16 protein-coding genes are annotated in these 17,809 nt (G+C 60.6%); 5 read left to right on the forward strand and 11 right to left on the reverse strand.

The window, feature by feature from the left end:
* Window positions 1-85: 85 nt before the first annotated feature.
* From JHW44_RS13250 to JHW44_RS13260, 3 genes are read right to left on the reverse strand one after another with little or no spacing between them, the layout of a single operon-like run.
* A complete protein-coding gene (locus tag JHW44_RS13250; RefSeq protein ID WP_089342454.1) occupies window positions 86-940 on the reverse strand; it encodes a carbon-nitrogen hydrolase family protein in 855 nt (284 codons plus the stop codon).
* Window positions 937-1,521: a GNAT family N-acetyltransferase gene (locus tag JHW44_RS13255; protein ID WP_089342453.1), complete on the reverse strand. Its 585-nt coding sequence runs from the start codon at window positions 1,519-1,521 to the stop codon at window positions 937-939. Before JHW44_RS13255 ends, JHW44_RS13250 begins: the two co-directional genes overlap by 4 nt.
* On the reverse strand, window positions 1,518-1,919 hold the full coding sequence (locus JHW44_RS13260) for a ketosteroid isomerase-related protein (RefSeq protein ID WP_089342452.1): 402 nt from the start codon (window positions 1,917-1,919) through the stop codon (window positions 1,518-1,520). The genes JHW44_RS13255 and JHW44_RS13260 overlap by 4 nt, the downstream gene beginning before the upstream one ends.
* Before the next feature lie 140 nt (window positions 1,920-2,059).
* On the opposite strand from JHW44_RS13260, the gene JHW44_RS13265 reads away from it, so the two are divergent.
* On the forward strand, window positions 2,060-3,448 hold the full coding sequence (locus JHW44_RS13265) for a phosphohexomutase domain-containing protein (RefSeq protein WP_089342451.1): 1,389 nt from the start codon (window positions 2,060-2,062) through the stop codon (window positions 3,446-3,448).
* Between the two features lie 22 nt (window positions 3,449-3,470).
* Here the strand turns inward: JHW44_RS13265 and JHW44_RS13270 are convergent, their stop codons facing one another.
* The 8 genes from JHW44_RS13270 to cysQ form a co-directional block, all read right to left on the reverse strand.
* The gene (locus tag JHW44_RS13270; RefSeq protein ID WP_089342450.1) at window positions 3,471-4,880 is read right to left on the reverse strand and encodes a sulfotransferase family 2 domain-containing protein; all 1,410 of its coding nucleotides are present in this window, start codon (window positions 4,878-4,880) and stop codon (window positions 3,471-3,473) included.
* Window positions 4,877-6,565, reverse strand: a complete 1,689-nt coding sequence (locus JHW44_RS13275; RefSeq protein ID WP_089342449.1) for a DUF5927 domain-containing protein — start codon at window positions 6,563-6,565, stop codon at window positions 4,877-4,879. Before JHW44_RS13275 ends, JHW44_RS13270 begins: the two co-directional genes overlap by 4 nt.
* A complete protein-coding gene (locus tag JHW44_RS13280) occupies window positions 6,562-7,593 on the reverse strand; it encodes a glycosyltransferase family 2 protein (RefSeq protein WP_245846712.1) in 1,032 nt (343 codons plus the stop codon). The genes JHW44_RS13275 and JHW44_RS13280 overlap by 4 nt, the downstream gene beginning before the upstream one ends.
* 98 nt (window positions 7,594-7,691) lie before the next feature.
* On the reverse strand, window positions 7,692-8,642 hold the full coding sequence (locus tag JHW44_RS13285) for a glycosyltransferase family 2 protein (RefSeq protein ID WP_336385706.1): 951 nt from the start codon (window positions 8,640-8,642) through the stop codon (window positions 7,692-7,694).
* Window positions 8,643-8,752: 110 nt separating this feature from the next.
* The gene (gene galE / locus JHW44_RS13290) at window positions 8,753-9,739 is read right to left on the reverse strand and encodes a UDP-glucose 4-epimerase GalE (RefSeq protein WP_089342448.1); all 987 of its coding nucleotides are present in this window, start codon (window positions 9,737-9,739) and stop codon (window positions 8,753-8,755) included.
* Window positions 9,739-10,635, reverse strand: a complete 897-nt coding sequence (locus JHW44_RS13295; protein ID WP_089342447.1) for a UTP--glucose-1-phosphate uridylyltransferase — start codon at window positions 10,633-10,635, stop codon at window positions 9,739-9,741. Before JHW44_RS13295 ends, galE begins: the two co-directional genes overlap by 1 nt.
* Before the next feature lie 211 nt (window positions 10,636-10,846).
* A complete protein-coding gene (gene kdsB, locus JHW44_RS13300; RefSeq protein ID WP_089342446.1) occupies window positions 10,847-11,647 on the reverse strand; it encodes a 3-deoxy-manno-octulosonate cytidylyltransferase in 801 nt (266 codons plus the stop codon).
* Window position 11,648: 1 nt separating this feature from the next.
* Window positions 11,649-12,446 carry a 3'(2'),5'-bisphosphate nucleotidase CysQ gene (gene cysQ, locus JHW44_RS13305; protein ID WP_089342445.1) on the reverse strand — a complete coding sequence of 266 codons (798 nt, stop codon included), beginning with the start codon at window positions 12,444-12,446 and terminating at the stop codon, window positions 11,649-11,651.
* A 171-nt stretch (window positions 12,447-12,617) separates the two neighbouring features.
* Between cysQ and JHW44_RS13310 the strand changes: the two genes are divergently transcribed.
* From JHW44_RS13310 to radC, 4 genes are all read left to right on the forward strand, one after another.
* On the forward strand, window positions 12,618-13,439 hold the full coding sequence (locus tag JHW44_RS13310) for an ABC transporter permease (protein ID WP_089342444.1): 822 nt from the start codon (window positions 12,618-12,620) through the stop codon (window positions 13,437-13,439).
* Window positions 13,440-13,648: 209 nt separating this feature from the next.
* Window positions 13,649-15,568, forward strand: a complete 1,920-nt coding sequence (dnaK, locus tag JHW44_RS13315; RefSeq protein WP_089342443.1) for a molecular chaperone DnaK — start codon at window positions 13,649-13,651, stop codon at window positions 15,566-15,568.
* Between the two features lie 82 nt (window positions 15,569-15,650).
* Entirely contained in the window at window positions 15,651-16,814 is a 1,164-nt protein-coding gene (dnaJ, locus tag JHW44_RS13320) for a molecular chaperone DnaJ (protein WP_089342442.1), read from the forward strand.
* Between the two features lie 53 nt (window positions 16,815-16,867).
* On the forward strand, window positions 16,868-17,647 hold the full coding sequence (gene radC, locus JHW44_RS13325; RefSeq protein WP_089342441.1) for a RadC family protein: 780 nt from the start codon (window positions 16,868-16,870) through the stop codon (window positions 17,645-17,647).
* Window positions 17,648-17,809: the final 162 nt, after the last annotated feature.

Genomic DNA, 17,809 nt, shown 5'->3' on the forward strand with positions numbered 1-17,809 from the left:
TGCCAAACTATGGCGTCGCTCCGCCAGAGTTTAGCCCCAATGAATAAAGCTTGTGTAAATTTTTGTTATGAATGATGTCGCAGCATCAAATTCGCCGCGCATCCAGCGTTTCGGGCCAATGCGCATAGGGCAGGACAGCCCCTTCGCGCCGGCTTTGCGCCACACGTGACAGATCGACCTCGGCCGTGACCCAACCGGGTCGATCCATCTCGCCCTGTGCAATGACGCCGTCTTCGGGCCAGAACCCGTCGGGCGGACCATAGATCGCGGCCCTGCCGCGGTTTTCGTCGATCGCCGGATTCCATGCGCAATCGCCGACCGTCGGTGCCTGCACGACAATGCATTGCCCCTCCAGCGCGCGGGCCATTGCGCCGATACGCACCCGGTTGAACCCTGCCACCGTATCCGTGCAGCTGGGCACCAGCAGGATTTCCACCTCGGCCTCGGCCAGAACCCGGCCCAACAGAGGGAATTCACTGTCATAGCAGATCAGAATCCCGATCCTGCCCGCAGATGTCTCGAAGACCCGCAGCCCCTGCCCGCCCACGACATCCCAGTCCTCGCGCTCAAAGCGGGTCATCACCTGCTTGTCCTGCACTCCGAGCAATTCACCCGATGCATAAAGCGCCGCGCGATTGACCGGACGCTCTGCGCCGAAATACGGGCCAGAGGCCGCCAGGATGACGCAATCATGGTCGCGCGACAGCCGCCTGTGCAGATCCCTGACCCGATCCGCATGGCGCGCGACCTCGATCAGGCTCAGCTGCAGATCCCCCGCAACATCACGCCCCCCCAGCGAGGCCAGCTCCATCGCGCCATATTCGGGAAAGACCAGCAGATCGGCCCCTTCGGCGGCTTCGACCCAGCGGGTGATCTTGGCTTCATATTCGGAAAAACCATCAAACCAGTCAAACGGATAGGCAGCGGCGGCAATCTTCATATCTCGCGAATCCAGAATTGCAGATGCTTCTCGGTTTCCTCGCGCTGGCCGACATCCTTCCAGGAAAAACTGGCCTGAACGCCCTCCAGCGGAGCATAGCCGCGCTTGCGCCAGAAGCCGTCCAGTGGACGGTAATCCGCCGGACGGGCCGGGTGGTCCTGCGGGCGGATGACGCTGCAAAAGGCGCAATAGCGCATGCCCAGGGCACGCGCATGCGCCTCGCGCGCATCAAAAAAGGCGTGACCGATGCCCTGCCCGCGATATTCGGGCAGCAGGATCGATTCCGCGCAATAAAAGATGCTGGACATGGGTTCAGGGCGACCGGCAAAGGCTTCGGCGAAATCCGAGGCATGATCCGACATCGGTGCCCCCGTCGCCGCACCGACAACCCGATCACCATCACATGCCGCCACGACGACCGCTCCGGGCGATTGATATGCCTTGAGGTAATCGCGTTCGTAGTCTTCGTCGCCGTCATAGAGATAGGGCCAGTCGCGAAAGACCGAAATGCGCAGCCGCGCCACATCGTCCAGCGCCGCAGCCAGATCCGCGCCGGTCAGAACCTTGGTGGAAACCGTCATCCCGTAACCTGTGCCATCCAGTCCGAAAGATTGTAATAGGTCGTCACCCGCGCAATCTTGCCATCACGGATCGAGAAAAACGACCCCGCAGGCAGGCAATATGTCTGTCCATTGGCGTCGGGCAGGCCCTCGTCCGTATTCAGATAGGTGCCATTGACCACGAATTCGGCAGCGGCACGATCGCCGGCCTCATTGGAAAACACCACCAGATCGGTCAGTTGCTCGTGATAACAATGCGTCATATGCGCATTGAACTGGGCGAACAGTTCCTTGCCCTTGCGAATCTTGCCCTCATTCACGTGATGTTCGACATCATCATGCAGCAATTCCAGCATCCGGTCGGTCTGTCCGGCGTTGAAAGCCTTGAAATAATCGTTGATCAGCTGTTGTGCGCCCATGGCGGCCCTCCTTGTCTGAAAACGCCATAGCGCGGGAATTCGGTCGCGTCACCTCAGCCGTAAGGACCAGTGCGTGCTTGAATTCTGCCGGCAAACTGTTAGCCGTTCTGGCAACAGTTGCGTAGAGAGGTTTTGTCCCAATGACGAATGATAACAACCTTGGCCGTCGCGAGGTGACCTGTTTCAAGGCCTATGATGTCCGAGGAGAACTGGGCAAGAATCTGGACCCTGACATCGCCTATCGGATCGGTCGCGCCTTTGCTCAGGCCCGCAAGGCCAAGCGCGTCGTCGTGGGCCGCGACAGCCGCGAATCATCGCCGGAACTTGCCAAGGCCCTGATCGAAGGCCTGACCGATGCCGGCGCGGATGTGCTGGATCTGGGGCTGGCCGGCACGGAAGAGGTCTATTTCCATACCGGCTTCCAGAACACGGATGGCGGAATCGAGGTCACGGCATCGCATAACCCGATCAATTACAACGGCATGAAGATCGTCGGGCAAGGCTCTGCCCCACTGGATCCGGCGACCGAACTGCCGCCAATCATCGAACTTGCGACATCGGGAGATTTTGCGCCCGCGGCCAAGGGCAGTGTCAGCGACTTCAGCCATGCCCGGGCGGATTACGCCAAGGCGATGGTCGATTTCGTCGATGTCGATCTGCTGAAACCAATGAAGATCCTGGTGAACGCGGGCAATGGCACTGCCGGCCCGACCTTTGACGCCATCGCCGAGGAATTGCAGCGCCGGGGCGCGCCGCTGACCTTCGTGCGCATGCATCACGACGTCGATTCCAGCTTCCCCAACGGCATCCCCAACCCGCTGCTGCCCGAGAATCAACCACCCACGGTGGAACGGATGCAGGCTGAAAAGGCTGATCTGGGCGTGGCATGGGATGGCGATTTCGACCGCTGCTTCTTCTTCGATGAAAACGGGCGCTTCATTCCGGGCGAATATATCGTTGGCCTGCTGGGCGCAGCTTTCCTCGAGAAATCACCGGGCGAGAAGATCGTTCACGATCCGCGCGTGGTCATGAACACCCGCGCGATGATCGAAAGCTCGGGCGGCGAAGCCGTCGTCAGCAAGACCGGCCATGCCTTCATCAAGCGCAAGATGCGCGATGTCGGCGCGATCTATGGCGGCGAAATGTCAGCGCATCATTACTTCCGTGATTTCTACTACTGCGACAGCGGCATGGTGCCCTGGCTGTTGATGGTGGAACTGCTGTCGCGCAAGGGCAAGACGCTGGCCGAATTGCTTTCCGAGAGGATGCGGCTCTATCCATCCTCGGGCGAAACCAACTATCACATCGAAGACCCCGATGCCGCGATCGCGCGGCTGATCGACGCCTATGCCGATCAGGCCCAGAGCCGCGACGATCTGGATGGCGTTTCGCTGGATTTCGGCAACTGGCGCTTCAATCTGCGCAAATCCAATACCGAGCCTGTCGTCCGCCTGAACCTGGAATCCGACGGCGACGCGGAGCTGGTCGCGCGGAAACAGGCCGAACTGGCCGCCCTGCTGAAGGGCTGAACACTTTGCCCGCCATCTGCAATCAGCTGGCGGGCGTCAGTTCCACATCGAAACCAAAGGCGATGTAGTCGCGCAGATAGGCCGCGCGGGCCGCAACGGCCAGTTTCCGATCCGACAGGAATTCCGGCAGCGGCTCTGGCGACAGCAGATCACTGCGCGGATCGTCGATGCCGGTCTGATGGCACAGGAACTCCAGATCCGTCGCCAGCCGCGTTTCGCGGATCAGCATGTCGGGCTGGGCAAAACGCGCAAATCCCGCGACAACCTCTGACTGGCTGGCCCAATTGGGATGGGTCGGCAGGGTCGTCTGGCCGTTGAGGTTGCGTCGCAGGAAATCCAGGAAATCCGCAAAGAGCGCCGCGGCAGCGTCCTCGCTCAGTTCGGACAGTTCTTCATCTGCAGGCAGGGGCACGCGATGGACGTCACGCATTAACTGGCGCAGCTCGGGCTTGGCATGTGTCATCAGATGCAGAAATGCGTCCCAGGCGCGGGCCAGCGGATGGCGCAACACGCTGAAGCTGCGATGCCCCGGATGCTTGCGTTTCCACTGACGCAGGCTGTTCTGCGTATATTTCCCGGACGGATTTCCCAGAGCCTCCAGCCAGCTGCGCAGCATGTCCGTCGGCCCGCCCTGCACCGGCATGAACAGCAAGCCCGCTCCGGCCTCGCTGGTGGCAAAGCTGGGCACCGCGGGCCCGCGACGGGGTTCGAAATTGGGCACCCTGCGCAGGGCAAAGGGGTCAAGCTTGTGCAAATCGGCCTGCATTTCGTCGAAATTGTCGACCTTCTCGGCCAGTTCGCGCGGATTCTGCGGCACCTGATCCCTGGCGGGATGGACCTGTTCGACATCCGTCCGTCCCAGCCAATGCAGCAGGCCGGTCATCACTCCTGTGTCACGCAGATCCTCATAGCCCAGCCAGAAGGCCGTCTGGCCGCTGGCCTGCAGACGGTTCAGGATCGACAACTGGAAGGATTCGATCTCGCTGAGGTTCTGGCGGAACTCGACCGGGTCATAGCTGGTGACCGCGGGGATGGCGGTTTCGGTCTCATTCAGCTTCCACTGGTTGGTCTCGCGCGCCAGACGGGTCGAAATATAGCTTTCCAGCGGGTTGCGGGTCAGCACGATCTTGGCGCAAGCGTGATTGTCGATGATTGCGTCCAGAACGCGGGGATCGTGGTCGTGGAAATAGCGGAAACCCGGCAGATGCCCAGGCTTGTCAAACAGCTTGTCCAGCAGGCGCTGCGGATCTTCCTCGCGCTCGGCACGGGTGACGCCCAGCAATTCCTCCTTGTCCGGCCAGCCCATCATGAAGGGATTGAAGGCCTCGCCAAAGCAGGTCACCTTGCGCACACCGTTCAAAGTCGCCTCAAGAAGGTTGGACCCGGTCCGCATCTCGGCGAAAATCACGAAACTGCGAAATTGCTGTGTCATTCTGCGGCAGTCCTTTGAGTATCTGGCAAGGTGGACAAGAGCAGGTCATCCCCGGTCAAGCGCGGTGGCAGCCCCGAATTGCGCAACCGGCGCAGCAACTCCTCGAGTCCGCTCATGTCGCGCATCCGGGGCAGATCGTTCAGATCCGGCACCTGAGGCTCCAGCTGCTGGACCGCCTCATTCAGGATGGCCTGCGGACGAGCCAGGAAATCCGACAGGTCATGCAGTTGCAGCCGCGCCCTGACCCAGACCGATTTCAGCACCTCCAGCTGCTCCAGCTCGGCCCGCTGCAACCGCGCGGCCATGCGGCGCACATCGTCAAAGGGCATGCCGGATTGCAGCAGGGGCAGCACCCATGCGCCTGTCACCACGAACAGATGCGCATTGGGGTCGGTGGCAATGAACCAGTTCAGAACCTGATTGTCGCGGGGGCTGAACTGAAACACCTGCATTTTCGGGGTAATCCGGATCAACGAGGTCAGAAAGCCCTGCGCATCCCGGTCGCGCATCGCAACGCTGTCGGGGATCGCTCCGGGTCCGATCTTCGGCCGGCCCGCGAATTCAACCGATTCAGGCCCCAGAAGATGCCCATGCACATCCGCCGACAAATGCCCTGTCAGCCATGATTCGAATTCGGGAAAGATGTCGCTGAATCCCTGAAACACGGCATAGGGCGCCGAGGTCTTGCCGTTCTCGGCATCCTTGCGGGGATAGCGGCTTTGCATGTACAGGCCCGGTCGCCCGCGCTGCCGGCGGTTGACGGTTTTCTTGATGGCGCGTTCGATGCTGGCCGGCTGAGGGGGCGAAAGATCGGGCGCACCAGAAAGCGGGGTCGGGAAATACCCCAGCAGCTTCGTCGCGCCGGACCATACCTTGCGCGCCACGAAACAACGCGATTCCTCCAGCATGGGAATATGGTCGTCATACAGCTGGTAGGGCCGCCCCTTGTGGTCGAACTTCGCCATGGTCAGGGAACGGCTTTCGATCCGGGCCGAATGACGCCGCGCCAGAGTCTGGAAATAGCTTTCATCCGGAATCCAGGACAGGCGGAAATAGCGATCGAACTCGCGTCGCCGCGGATCCTTCAGGATCGCGCGCAGGGTCGTCGCGGTCAGGCACCACCATTGCGACCCGAGATGTGGCGTGATTCCTTCGGGCAGCTTGCGCCGGATGCCGCGACGGCGCTGAAACTCGACACAGCGGTCAAAAAGCCGACGTTGCTTGCGCCAGTCAAAGGGAAACCACAGGGTGAAACGTTCCTCATTCAGCCCGCCGACTGTCCAGCCGACCTCATAGGCACTGACGCTTTCGATATGGTCGCGATCGGGCGCAAGGCCCAGATACCCGATCAGTTCGCGCACCGGCCGCAGCGGCAGGCAGGACCCCGAGGCAAGATAGACATGCGTCACTTCGGGAAATCGCTCCAGCAGGGATTCGGCCGCGTCCTGAGTGGCCTGAACCAGGCTGAAGCGCCCCCAGTCGCACCGATGGCGCCGGGTGAAAATGACCCCGTCCAGATCGGCCATCGCTGCCTGCATGGTGGCAACCGCATCGGCAGGGGCTTTCGCATCGACATGCACGGCAACCTTTGCCCCGCCTTCAGCCCAGATCCGCGCCATGCGGGCCGCCATGTCCAGATCGGCATGACACAACAGGATCACCCCAAGCTCGACGGCCCCGGTCATGCCCAATTCCCCCGCGAGATCAGGCCCAGATCTTCCAGTTGCCGCCAGTCCTGATATTGTCGCGACTCTTCGCACCACAGGCTGATGCCGCTTTGCAGCCCTGCATCATAGGCGCGGTATTCCTGACTGTTGGCATAATGCTGACGGCGCTTCAGTTCCTCGGCCGATTTCTCGACGAAGGTGGACAGGAACTTGGCATGCAGCAGGCAGCCCGAGGCCATCTCTCCGCCATCCTCGTCATAGACCTGATTCAATTGCCGGGGCAGCAGCATATGGGTCGAACTGACATAGGCATAGCGCCAATGCCATTTGACCAGCGGCGTCTTGTTCAGGGCCGGTCCGCTCAGCGGATCATGCGAGAAAAAGGCGCGCGTGCGCGGCCCGCCCTGGATCCACAGATTGCCGAAATAATGGTTCTTGGAAATCGCGTAATTGGCCGGATCGAACCAGTTCACGATCTCGAAGGGATTCTGACCTTCATGATAGGGTTCCTCGTCCAGCATGCCGCGGGGATACATGTCCAGCAGCATGGCCGGAAACGACCTGCGCCCCGAGGCATCCAGCCAGTTCGTCAGTGCCGGCAGGGACCTGCTGTCGCAATGGGGATAGACCAGAAACTCATCCGGATCGACCGTCAGGCACCAATGGTTGCGACCATAGCGCATCAGCAGCCAGTTGATCCAATCCATGCCGAAACGCGCCCGCTTGTAGCTGGCCTTGGTGGTCCAGAAGGACACATCCCGCTGCTGGCGCAGAAAATCCGCGCTGCCGTCATCGCTGTCATTGTCCACAAAGAGGAAATGCGACACGCCCAGATCGCGGTAATAGTCCAGAAAATAGGGCAGACGGACCCGTTCATTCCTCTGGGTGACAAAGGCCAGGATATCGCCAGGCTTGATATCGGCGGTCCTGTTGGAAACCGATTTCAGCGCGCCACGCCGGTTGACGGCCCGGCCGATCAGCCACTGGCGTTCGACCCGACGACGAAAGCGATCGGAAAGAACCGGTTTCCGAAAGGCCCTGATCACTGGCAAGCACCACCGCTGCGTGTCACGTTAAAATACATTGCTTCTGACATGCTGTTTCAAAGTTCTTCCTGCAAGGTTCCCCACCCCGGTGTTGCGGTTCAGCCTGCCTGATCGCGGGTACACCAATTTCCCGCTTTCATCAAACCAAGCCGCACCAATTGCTCTGGCCCATCATAGCGTTGCGACTGTTCTCGCCACAGAACCGGAGCCTCGGCAAGGGCCTGATGATAGCCGGCATAGGCGTCGGGATCATTGAAATGTTGCCGACGAACCAGTTCTTCCCGCGATTTCGAAACGATCTCGGGCAGGAACTTGCTGTGCAGCAGCACGCAGGACAGCCGGTCATCCTCCGGCCCGTCATAAAGGTCATTCAGGGTTGGCGGCAGCATGGAATGGGTCGAGTTCACATAGACGTATCGCCGGTTCCAGAAGATCAGCGGCAGCTTGTTCAACGTCGGCCCCCGCTCGGGCCGTTCGGAAAAGAAACACCGCTCGCGCACGCCCCCCTGGACCCAGCGATTGCGCCTTGGGCTTTGAACGCGGCAACGATAGGGTCCGGCATCGAAATAGGGCAACCGTTGAACCAGCGGTGCATCTTCATCGGCATCGGCCCGGTCCAGCCGCCCGCGCGGATAAAGGTCCAGCATCAACCCGCCGATCCCGCGGATGTTCTGCCCTTGCAGATATGAAGTCATCTCGCGCAGGTCGCGCTGGTCACAGTCGGGATAGACCAGCAATTCATCGGCATCGACGGTCACACACCAGTGCCCGTGACCATGGCGGAACAACAGCGCCCCCAGCCAGTCCATGCCAAAGCGTGCCTGCCGGTAGGACGCCCCTGTCCGCCACAGGGACACATCAGGTTGCGCAGCCAGAAGCCGGGCCGAGCCGTCATCACTGTCATTGTCCACCACGAGGAAATGCGACACGCCCAATGCGCGATAATGGGACAGGAACTCTGGCAGCCGTCCGATTTCATTGCGGATGGTGGCAAAGACCAGAATATCCCCCGACCGGATCCCGGACGTGCGGTCGGTCAGCGGAGTCAACTGTCTGAATGCGCGGATGCAACGCCAAAGCAGTTCTCGCCGCTTCCAGCGCAAACGATATGCCGCCCAGCCTCGCCGGAAGCGGCCGCCAATCCGGGCGGCCGCGCCGGTCACGACGAATAGGATCCGTTCTGATGCCACCGCCAGGCGTCACCGATCATCTGTGGCATTGTCGAACGCGAAGGCTCCCAGCCCAGCTCCTCGCGCGCTCTCTTGCTGCCGCAGACCAGCTTGACGGCATCGCCACCGCGACGGGGGCCATCCTGCATCGGCACCGCGCGGTTCGTGACATGACGCGTGGCATCAACCACCTCGCGCACCGAGAACCCGTCACCCGTTCCAAGGCAGAACACCCGGTCACCCTTGCCCGCGCGCAGCCATTCCAGCCCGCGCACATGCGCATCGACCAGATCCGACACATGCACGTAGTCGCGGATACAGGTTCCATCCGGCGTCGGATAGTCCGTGCCGTGAATGGTCAGCGCAGCACGCTTGCCATCCACCGCATCCAGAATCAGCGGAATCAGATGCGTCTCGGGTTGATGGAATTCACCCACTTCGGCATCGGGGTCGGCACCTGCGACATTGAAATAGCGAAAGATGACATGGCGCAGCCCATGAGCAGCGCTGAAATCGACCAGCATATCCTCGATGGCGCGCTTGCTGGCACCATAGGCATTCAGCGGTGCCTGCGGAGTATTCTCGTCCAGAACCTCTCCATCGCGATCACCATAGGTCGCGCATGTCGAACTGAAGACAAAATTCATGCAACCCGCATCCACCGCCGCTTCGATCAGGTTCAACGAGCCCGACACATTGTTGCGCCAGTATTTCCCCGGTTGGGACATGGCTTCGCCGACCTGACTCAGCGCGGCGAAATGCATCACCGCAACGGGTTCATGTTCGGCAAAGGCACGGTCCAGCGATGCCCTGTCCAGCAAGTCCGCCTCGACCAGCGGCCCGAATTTCACCGCATCCCGCCAGCCGGTTGACAGATTGTCCAGCGTGACCGGCGTATAGCCCGCCCGCGCCAGCGCCTTGCAGGCATGCGAGCCGATATAACCGGCACCACCGGTCACAAGAACTTTCTTTGACATTATTCGGCAGCCCGTCCCATTCCCACGACATCGCTCAGATATTCCATGAACTCTGCCTGAAGCTCTTCCCGTTCCAGCCCGAATGCCACGGTCGCCTGCAGGAACCCGGCCTTGGACCCGCAATCGAACCGCTGTCCGCGGAAGCGCAGGCCATAGACGCCGCGCCCAGCCTCGATTTCATCGGCGATGGCGTCGGTCAGCTGGATCTCTCCGCCGGAACCGGCCTTCAGCTTGTTGAGGTTCTGCATCACTGTCGGCGCCAGGATATAGCGCCCGATCACGGCAAGATTCGAAGGCGCGGTTCCCTCGGCAGGCTTTTCGACCATGCCGCGGACCTTGACGATGGCGCCCATATCCTCGCTGACATCCAGAACGCCATATGACTTTGCCTTTTCCGCAGGCACTTCCATGGTGGCGACCATGCTGCCACCTGTTTCGCCATAGGCCTCGATCATCTGTTGCAGGCAGGGCGGTTCGCCCTTGATGACGTCATCCGTCAGGATCACGGCAAAAGGTTCATCCGCAGACAGAAGACGGCGAGCGCACCAGACTGCATGCCCCAGCCCCAGCGCCTTGTGCTGACGGATATAGGCGATCGCACCCGACTCCATATTGGTTTCGCGCAGCAGATCCAGCAGTTCCGTCTTGCCGGATTTCTTCAGGCTGCGTTCCAACTCATGGGCGTGATCGAAGTAGTCTTCCAAGGCACCCTTGCCGCGCGACGTGACGAAGATGAACTCCTTGATCCCGGCTGCGCGCGCCTCGTCAATCGCGTACTGGATCAACGGACGATCAACCAAGGTCATGATTTCCTTTGGAATACTCTTTGTCGCAGGCAGAAAACGCGTTCCCAGACCGGCCACGGGAAAGATAGCTTTTGTTACCTTGCGACTCATAGCACATCACCTTTGCTCAACTTCAAAACCCCGAGGACGGATTACCCGCCCCCTCAATTATCAACCAATTACGCGGCGATTGGTCCCGCCCGTACACTACAGATTTATTGTATCAGGCACGAAATCGCCAAGATGTTCCACCCAAATCAACCAGTGGGTGTGGAATGCGCCAGAAAGATCTCCTTTCCGGCGCATTTGCTCAGTCGATTGTTCAGTCGATTCCCATTTCCTGCATCATGGCTTCGAGACGGGGAACATCTTCAGGATTGTTCAATTCCCAGAATTGACGTCCGCGCGCCTCGACCTCGACGCAAAGCAACCTCCGTCCCCGCTCGAGGAAGCGCAGTTGCTCCAGGCCTTCCAGCCGCTCCAGCGGCCCCTCGCCCCATTCCGCATAGGATGCAAGCGCATCGGGACGATAGGCATAGACGCCCACATGGTGAAAGACCGGGCTGTCCTCGTCATCGCCGAAGGTTCCGGCTGCATAGGGCAGGACTTCCTTCGAAAAATAGAGCGCCTGCTTGTCGGCCCCGAACACGGCTGTAGTTCCGCCCACGCGTCCGGCCATGCGATCCGCGATCAGATCGGCCCGCATTTTCCCCGAACACCGCAGCACCGGCGTCGCAACGCCGGCCTGCGGATCGGCACGCAACCCGGCAACCAGATCCTCGACGAACCAGGCGGGTGTCAGCGGGGCATCACCCTGCAAATTCACCACGATTTCGGGCGAGATGCCCAGATTCGCGATGGCCTCGGCGCAGCGTTCGGTGCCGTTGCGACATTGCTCCGAGGTCATCACCACCTCGGCGCCGAAACCTTCGGCATGTTCCTGAATGCGCGAGTCATCGGTTGCAATGACAACCCGATCAGCACCGCTGACGGCTGACGCGGCGTCCCAGCTGCGGCGAATCAGGCTGCGGGCCTCTCCACCGGCGCCGCGCAGATCCACAAGCGGCTTGCCGGGATATCGGCTGGAGGCATGGCGGGCGGGAATGATGATCACGACCGACATATCAGTTCTTCACCAACAGGACGCCAGGTGCGAAGGCGATGAAAAACGGGTTCTCGAAACCGGGTTTGCCATAGGTCAGCGTGCTGTGATCGTCAAAGCGCACGACTTCGCCACCGGCACCGCGCAGCACGGCATCACCTGCGGCCGTATCCCACTCCATGGTCCGGCCCAGCCGCGGATAGAGATCCGCCTCACCGGTCGCCACAAGGCAGAATTTCAGCGACGACCCCGCGCTGGTCATGTCGCGTACGCCGTATTTGGAAATATAGTCGTCCGTGGCAGCATCGCGGTGCGATTTGGACGCAACAACCATCAATCCACGGTTGTCCGGCGTCGGATTGACGCCTACCGGTGCAATTTCGCCCGGTTCTTCCCCGAAGGGCCCGCGTTCCTCGACCGAGCGGCCATCGGCCGTGGTGTAGAACAGGCGCTGCTTGGCCGGCGCATAGACAACGCCGCGCACCGGCACGCCGTTCTCGACATAGGCAATGTTCACGGTGAAATCGCCACGACGCTTGATGAATTCCTTGGTCCCGTCCAGCGGATCGACGATCAGGAAGGTCGAGATTGCCTGTTCATGGGTCGCAGACTGCTCTTCGGTCACAAGCGGAATATCGGGAAATGCCTCGCGAAGACCGGCCGAAATGATGGCATCGGCGGCTTCATCAGCCTCGGTGACGGGTGACGCATCGGACTTGGCCCGCACATCGAAATCGTCAGAGGCATAGATTTCCATGATCCGCTCACCGGCCCGCAGCGCAAGCCGGCGCATTTCGGCGGTCAGTCGGTCAAACTGCATGTAATATTCCTTCTTACCAGTCACCTCGGGACGGACGCGTGATTGTCCGGCCGGCCAACCTCCCTTATGGTCGTGCCAAGTGGCTTGGGCAAGGACTGCCACGCCCAAAGACTTTTCGCCGCGCCCATTCGAGGGCTTTGTGTCACAGTCACAACAAACGGAACCGTCCAAGTGTTCAGACAAAGACATACCCGCAACATCCTCGAAGCCGCGGGCACCACGCTGACCCTGATCTATCACCAGACCGTCTACAATCTTCGCACCGACCACAGGAATGCTGTGGTGGGACTGCTGATCACGATTGCCCAGACCATGATCTTCATGGCTGCCTTCCTTGTCATCTTCATGGTGCTGGGCGTCCGGCAATCTCCGATTCGCGGCGATTTCATCCTCTATATCATGTCCGGCATCTTCATGTTCATGACGCATGTCAAAACCGTCAGTGCGGTCTCGGGCAGCCATTCGATTTCCGGCGGATTGATCAAGCACGAGCCACTGAACCCTGCCGTTCTGATCGCAGCTTCATCGATTGCGGTTCTCTATCGCCAGACGATCAGCTGTCTGGCCATTCTGTGGCTGTATCACGTCCTGTTCGGGCCGATTACCATCTCTCAGCCGATCGGGGCGGTCGCCATGTATCTCGAGGCCTGGTTTTCGGGCGTCTGCGTGGGGCTGGTCTTTCTGGGCATGCGGCCCTGGGCGCCCCGGGCGTCAACGCTGCTGGCAACGGCCTATCAGCGCATCAACATGTTCGCCTCGGGCAAGATGTTCGTCGCCAATGTCCTGCCCAATTTCATGATGCCCTGGTTCATCTGGAACCCGCTTTTCCACATCATCGATCAGGAGCGCGGCTTCTTGTTCGTCAACTATTCGCCGCACAAAACCGATCCGCTCTACGCCATCTGGTTTTCTCTGGGGGCGCTGCTGATCGGGCTGCTGGTCAATTTCTCGACGCGCAAACATGAATCCCTCAGCTGGTCGGCGGGGCAATAGCCGCGCCGCCTGCCTGGTTTTTTGCATGAACGAAGCCCCGAATTGCGCAAATTTGCGGGTTCAGAACGCTTGCGGGCCGGAAAACCATCCCTATATACACCCCCGAAGCGTCCGGATGCTTCCGGACACATACAATCTCAACGGGATCGGGCTACGGGGGCCATAACGGACCCAAGGTCCATTTTATCGCCGCAAGAAAGGTTACATCTATGTCCAAAGTCATCGGGATCGACCTCGGCACAACCAACAGCTGCGTGGCCATCATGGATGGCAGCCAGCCGAAGGTTATCGAAAACAGCGAAGGCGCACGCACGACGCCCTCGATCGTCGGCTTCACCGACGGCGAGCGTCTGGTCGGACAGGCCGCGAAGCGTCAGGCCGTGACCAATCCAAGCAATACCGTATTTGCCGTCAAACGCCTGATCGGCCGTCGCACCACCGACGAAGCCGTCGAGAAAGACAAGAAACTGGTTCCCTACGCCATCGTCGATGGCGGCAATGGTGATGCCTGGGTCGAAGTCAAGGGCGAGAAATATTCTCCGGCACAGGTCAGCGCGATGATCCTTCAGAAAATGAAGGAAACCGCCGAATCCTATCTGGGCGAGGACGTGACGCAGGCCGTCATCACCGTTCCGGCCTATTTCAACGACGCTCAGCGTCAGGCCACCAAGGATGCCGGCAAGATCGCGGGTCTTGAAGTCCTGCGCATCATCAACGAGCCGACCGCAGCCGCACTGGCCTATGGTCTGGACAAGAAGGAAACCAAAACCATCGCGGTCTATGACCTTGGTGGCGGCACCTTCGATATCACCATTCTGGAAATCGACGACGGCCTGTTCGAAGTGAAATCGACCAACGGGGATACCTTCCTTGGCGGCGAAGATTTTGACATGCGCATCGTCAGCTATCTGGCCGACGAGTTCAAAAAGGAACACGGCGTCGATCTGACCAAGGACAAGATGGCTCTGCAGCGCCTGAAAGAGGCCGCCGAGAAAGCCAAGATCGAACTGTCCAGCTCCAGCCAGACCGAGATCAACCAACCGTTCATCTCGATGGACAAGGATTCGGGCACGCCGCTTCACATGGTGATCAAGCTGACCCGCGCCAAGCTGGAATCGCTGGTTGGCGACCTGATCAAGCGCACCATGAAGCCCGTGCAGGAAGCGCTAAAGGATGCTGGCGTCAGCAAGGGCGAAATCGACGAGGTCGTTCTGGTTGGCGGCATGACCCGCATGCCCAAGGTCATCGCGGAAGTGACCTCCTTCTTCGGCAAGGAACCCCACAAGGGCGTCAACCCCGACGAAGTCGTGGCGCTGGGTGCCGCCATTCAGGCCGGCGTGCTGCAGGGTGACGTCAAGGACGTGGTGCTGCTGGACGTGACGCCGCTGTCCCTGGGGATCGAAACCCTGGGTGGCGTGTTCACGCGCCTGATCGACCGCAACACCACCATTCCGACCAAGAAGAGCCAGATCTTCTCGACCGCCGAAGACAATCAGAACGCCGTGACGATCCGGGTCTTCCAGGGCGAGCGTGAAATGGCCGCCGACAACAAGATGCTGGGTCAGTTCAACCTCGAGGACATTCCGCCCGCACCGCGCGGCATGCCCCAGATCGAGGTGACCTTCGACATCGACGCCAACGGCATCGTCTCGGTCAGCGCCAAGGACAAGGGCACCGGCAAAGAGCAGAACATCACCATTCAGGCTTCGGGCGGCTTGTCCGACGAGGATATCGAACGGATGGTGAAAGACGCCGAAGCCAATGCCGAGGCCGACAAGGACCGCCGCGAACTGGTCGAAGCCAAGAACCAGGCCGAAAGCCTGATCCACAGCACGCGCAAGTCGCTGGACGATCACGGTGACAAGGTCGACGCCTCGACCGTCGAAGCGATCGAACTGGCCATTGGCGCGCTTGAGGAAGCGCTGAAGTCCGAAGACGCCGGCAAGATCAAATCGGGCATCCAGAACGTGATGGATGCATCGATGAAGCTGGGCGAAGCGATCTACAAGTCGCAACAGGGTTCGGAAGAAGCCGCTGGCGACACCGGTGCCGACGCGCCCCGCGATGTCGATGATGATATCGTGGATGCCGATTTCGAAGATCTCGGCGACGACAAAAACCGCGGCTGATCTGGGCCGCTCCCCTCTCGGGCCGGTCCGCAGTCTCTATGCGGGCCGGCTGTTTCGTTGGGGCAAGTGAACAGGAACGAAGATGGCCAAGCGTTGCTATTACGAGGTTCTGGGCGTCTCGCGCGGGGCCTCTGCGGAAGAAATCAAGAAAGCCTATCGCCGCAAGGCGAAAGAGCTTCACCCAGACCGCAACAAGGATGATTCACAGGCCGAAGCGCGCTTCAAGGAAGCCAATGAAGCCTATGACTGCCTGAAGGACGAACAGAAGAAAGCCGCCTATGACCGCTTTGGTCATGCCGCATTCGAAAACGGCGGCATGGGTGCGCGTGGCGGCGGCGGCGGTGGCCATCCGGGTGACTTTGGCTCGGCTTTTGCCGATGTGTTCGAGGATCTGTTTGGCGACATGATGGGTCGGCGCGGCGGTGGCGGCGGACGATCGCGTGCCCAACGCGGTCAGGATCTGCGCTACAACCTGCGTGTTTCCCTGGAGGACGCCTATCGCGGCGTGCAGAAAGCGATCAGCGTGCCGGGTTCGGTCGCCTGCGAGGAATGCGAAGGCACCGGGGCCGAAGGCGCAACGCAGCCGGCCACCTGCCCGACCTGCGGCGGCATGGGCAAGGTGCGCGCGCAACAGGGCTTCTTCACGGTCGAGCGGACCTGCCCGACCTGCGGCGGACAAGGCCAGATCGTCAAGAACCCCTGCAAGGCCTGCCATGGTGCCGGCCGGATCGAGCGCGAAAGAACACTGTCGGTCAATATTCCCGCCGGTGTCGAAACCGGCACGCGCATTCGTCTTGCCGGCGAAGGCGAGGCGGGATTGCGCGGCGGACCTGCGGGCGATCTGTATATCTTCATCGAAGTCGCCGAGCACGAGATCTTCCTGCGCGAGGGCAAGACGCTTGCCTGCCAGGTGCCGGTCAGCATGGCCACGGCCGCCCTTGGTGGCGAGGTCGAGGTGCCGACGATCGACGGCGGCCGCACGCGCGTGAAGGTGCCTGCCGGCAGCCAGTCCGGCCGCCAGATGCGCCTGCGTGGCAAAGGCATGCCGCCGTTGCGTCATGGCGCCGGGGCACAGGGTGAAATGGGCGACATGCTGATCGAACTGGTCGTCGAAACCCCCGTCAACCTGACCGGACGTCAAAAGGAATTGCTGCGCGAGTTCGAAGCCGTCAAGGCGGACAACAGCCCGCAATCCGACAACTTCTTCAACAAGGTCAAAAGCTTCTGGGACGACATGACCCGCTGAAGCCCTGATGGCGCGTTAACCAGTTCTTCACGGATATCGCGCCATCTTTCGGCATGGACAAGAATCATGCCTTCGGGGAAATGCCCCTTCCTCTGTTCGCACCGGCCGAAGACGACGTCGCCATGCCGCGGCGCGATTCACGTGGCCGTGCCGGGTCGCAGCTGTCCTATCTTGCCGATCATCGCGCCCGACTGCGCGAACGCTTCATGAATGGCGGCGCGGCTGCCATGCCCGATTACGAGCTTCTCGAACTGGTGCTGTTTCGCGCCATCCCGCGTCAGGATGTCAAGCCGCTGGCGCGGCGGCTGATCGACAGCTTTGGTGATTTCAATCGTGTTCTTTCTGCCCCCGCCGCGCGGCTTTCCGACATCAGTGGTGTCGGGCCCGCCGTCATCACCGAACTGAAGATCGTCGAGGCCGCCGCACAGCGTCTGGCCCGGGCCAGGGTCATGAACCGTCCCGTGCTGTCAGGATGGCAGGAATTGCTGGACTATTGCCACACCGCCATGGCCCATCGCGAGACCGAACAGTTTCGGGTTCTTTTCCTGGACCGCAAGAATGTTCTGATCGCCGATGACGAACAGGGCCAGGGCACGGTCGATCACGTGCCGGTCTATCCGCGCGAAATCATTCGCCGGGCCTTGGAGTTGAACGCCTCGGCACTGATTCTGGTCCACAACCACCCGTCGGGTGACCCGACTCCATCAGAGACAGATATAACCATGACCGCGCGCATCGCACAGGCCGCCGACTGCATGGGAATTACCATTCACGATCATCTGATTATCGGAAAATCACGGGAACTCAGCTTCCGCGCACAGGGATTGCTGTAGGCGCGGCCATCCCGCAGCAGTTCGCAAACGGTCCGTCACGGGCGTATCATCCGGGTCGCTCTGGTCCGGCCAGCGACATATTTTCAACATATGCGTCGATATCTCACACCGAGGAAAGGGTTATCGGCTGGACTGACGCATATTTGAACGCTAGAACCGCGA

Origin of the sequence: Paracoccus seriniphilus (genome assembly GCF_028553745.1) — a bacterium.
Lineage (GTDB): Bacteria > Pseudomonadota > Alphaproteobacteria > Rhodobacterales > Rhodobacteraceae > Paracoccus > Paracoccus seriniphilus.

Bases quoted from the DNA above. Each gene is read 5' to 3' on its own strand.
- JHW44_RS13250 (WP_089342454.1), bottom strand. From the start codon at position 940: ATGAAGATTGCCGCCGCTGCCTATCCGTTTGACTGGTTTGATGGTTTT.
- JHW44_RS13255 (WP_089342453.1), bottom strand. From the start codon at position 1,521: ATGACGGTTTCCACCAAGGTTCTGACCGGCGCGGATCTGGCTGCGGCG.
- JHW44_RS13260 (WP_089342452.1), bottom strand. From the start codon at position 1,919: ATGGGCGCACAACAGCTGATCAACGATTATTTCAAGGCTTTCAACGCC.
- JHW44_RS13265 (WP_089342451.1), top strand. From the start codon at position 2,060: ATGACGAATGATAACAACCTTGGCCGTCGCGAGGTGACCTGTTTCAAG.
- JHW44_RS13270 (WP_089342450.1), bottom strand. From the start codon at position 4,880: ATGACACAGCAATTTCGCAGTTTCGTGATTTTCGCCGAGATGCGGACC.
- JHW44_RS13275 (WP_089342449.1), bottom strand. From the start codon at position 6,565: ATGACCGGGGCCGTCGAGCTTGGGGTGATCCTGTTGTGTCATGCCGAT.
- galE (WP_089342448.1), bottom strand. From the start codon at position 9,739: ATGTCAAAGAAAGTTCTTGTGACCGGTGGTGCCGGTTATATCGGCTCG.
- JHW44_RS13295 (WP_089342447.1), bottom strand. From the start codon at position 10,635: ATGAGTCGCAAGGTAACAAAAGCTATCTTTCCCGTGGCCGGTCTGGGA.
- kdsB (WP_089342446.1), bottom strand. From the start codon at position 11,647: ATGTCGGTCGTGATCATCATTCCCGCCCGCCATGCCTCCAGCCGATAT.
- cysQ (WP_089342445.1), bottom strand. From the start codon at position 12,446: ATGCAGTTTGACCGACTGACCGCCGAAATGCGCCGGCTTGCGCTGCGG.
- dnaK (WP_089342443.1), top strand. From the start codon at position 13,649: ATGTCCAAAGTCATCGGGATCGACCTCGGCACAACCAACAGCTGCGTG.
- dnaJ (WP_089342442.1), top strand. From the start codon at position 15,651: ATGGCCAAGCGTTGCTATTACGAGGTTCTGGGCGTCTCGCGCGGGGCC.
- radC (WP_089342441.1), top strand. From the start codon at position 16,868: ATGGACAAGAATCATGCCTTCGGGGAAATGCCCCTTCCTCTGTTCGCA.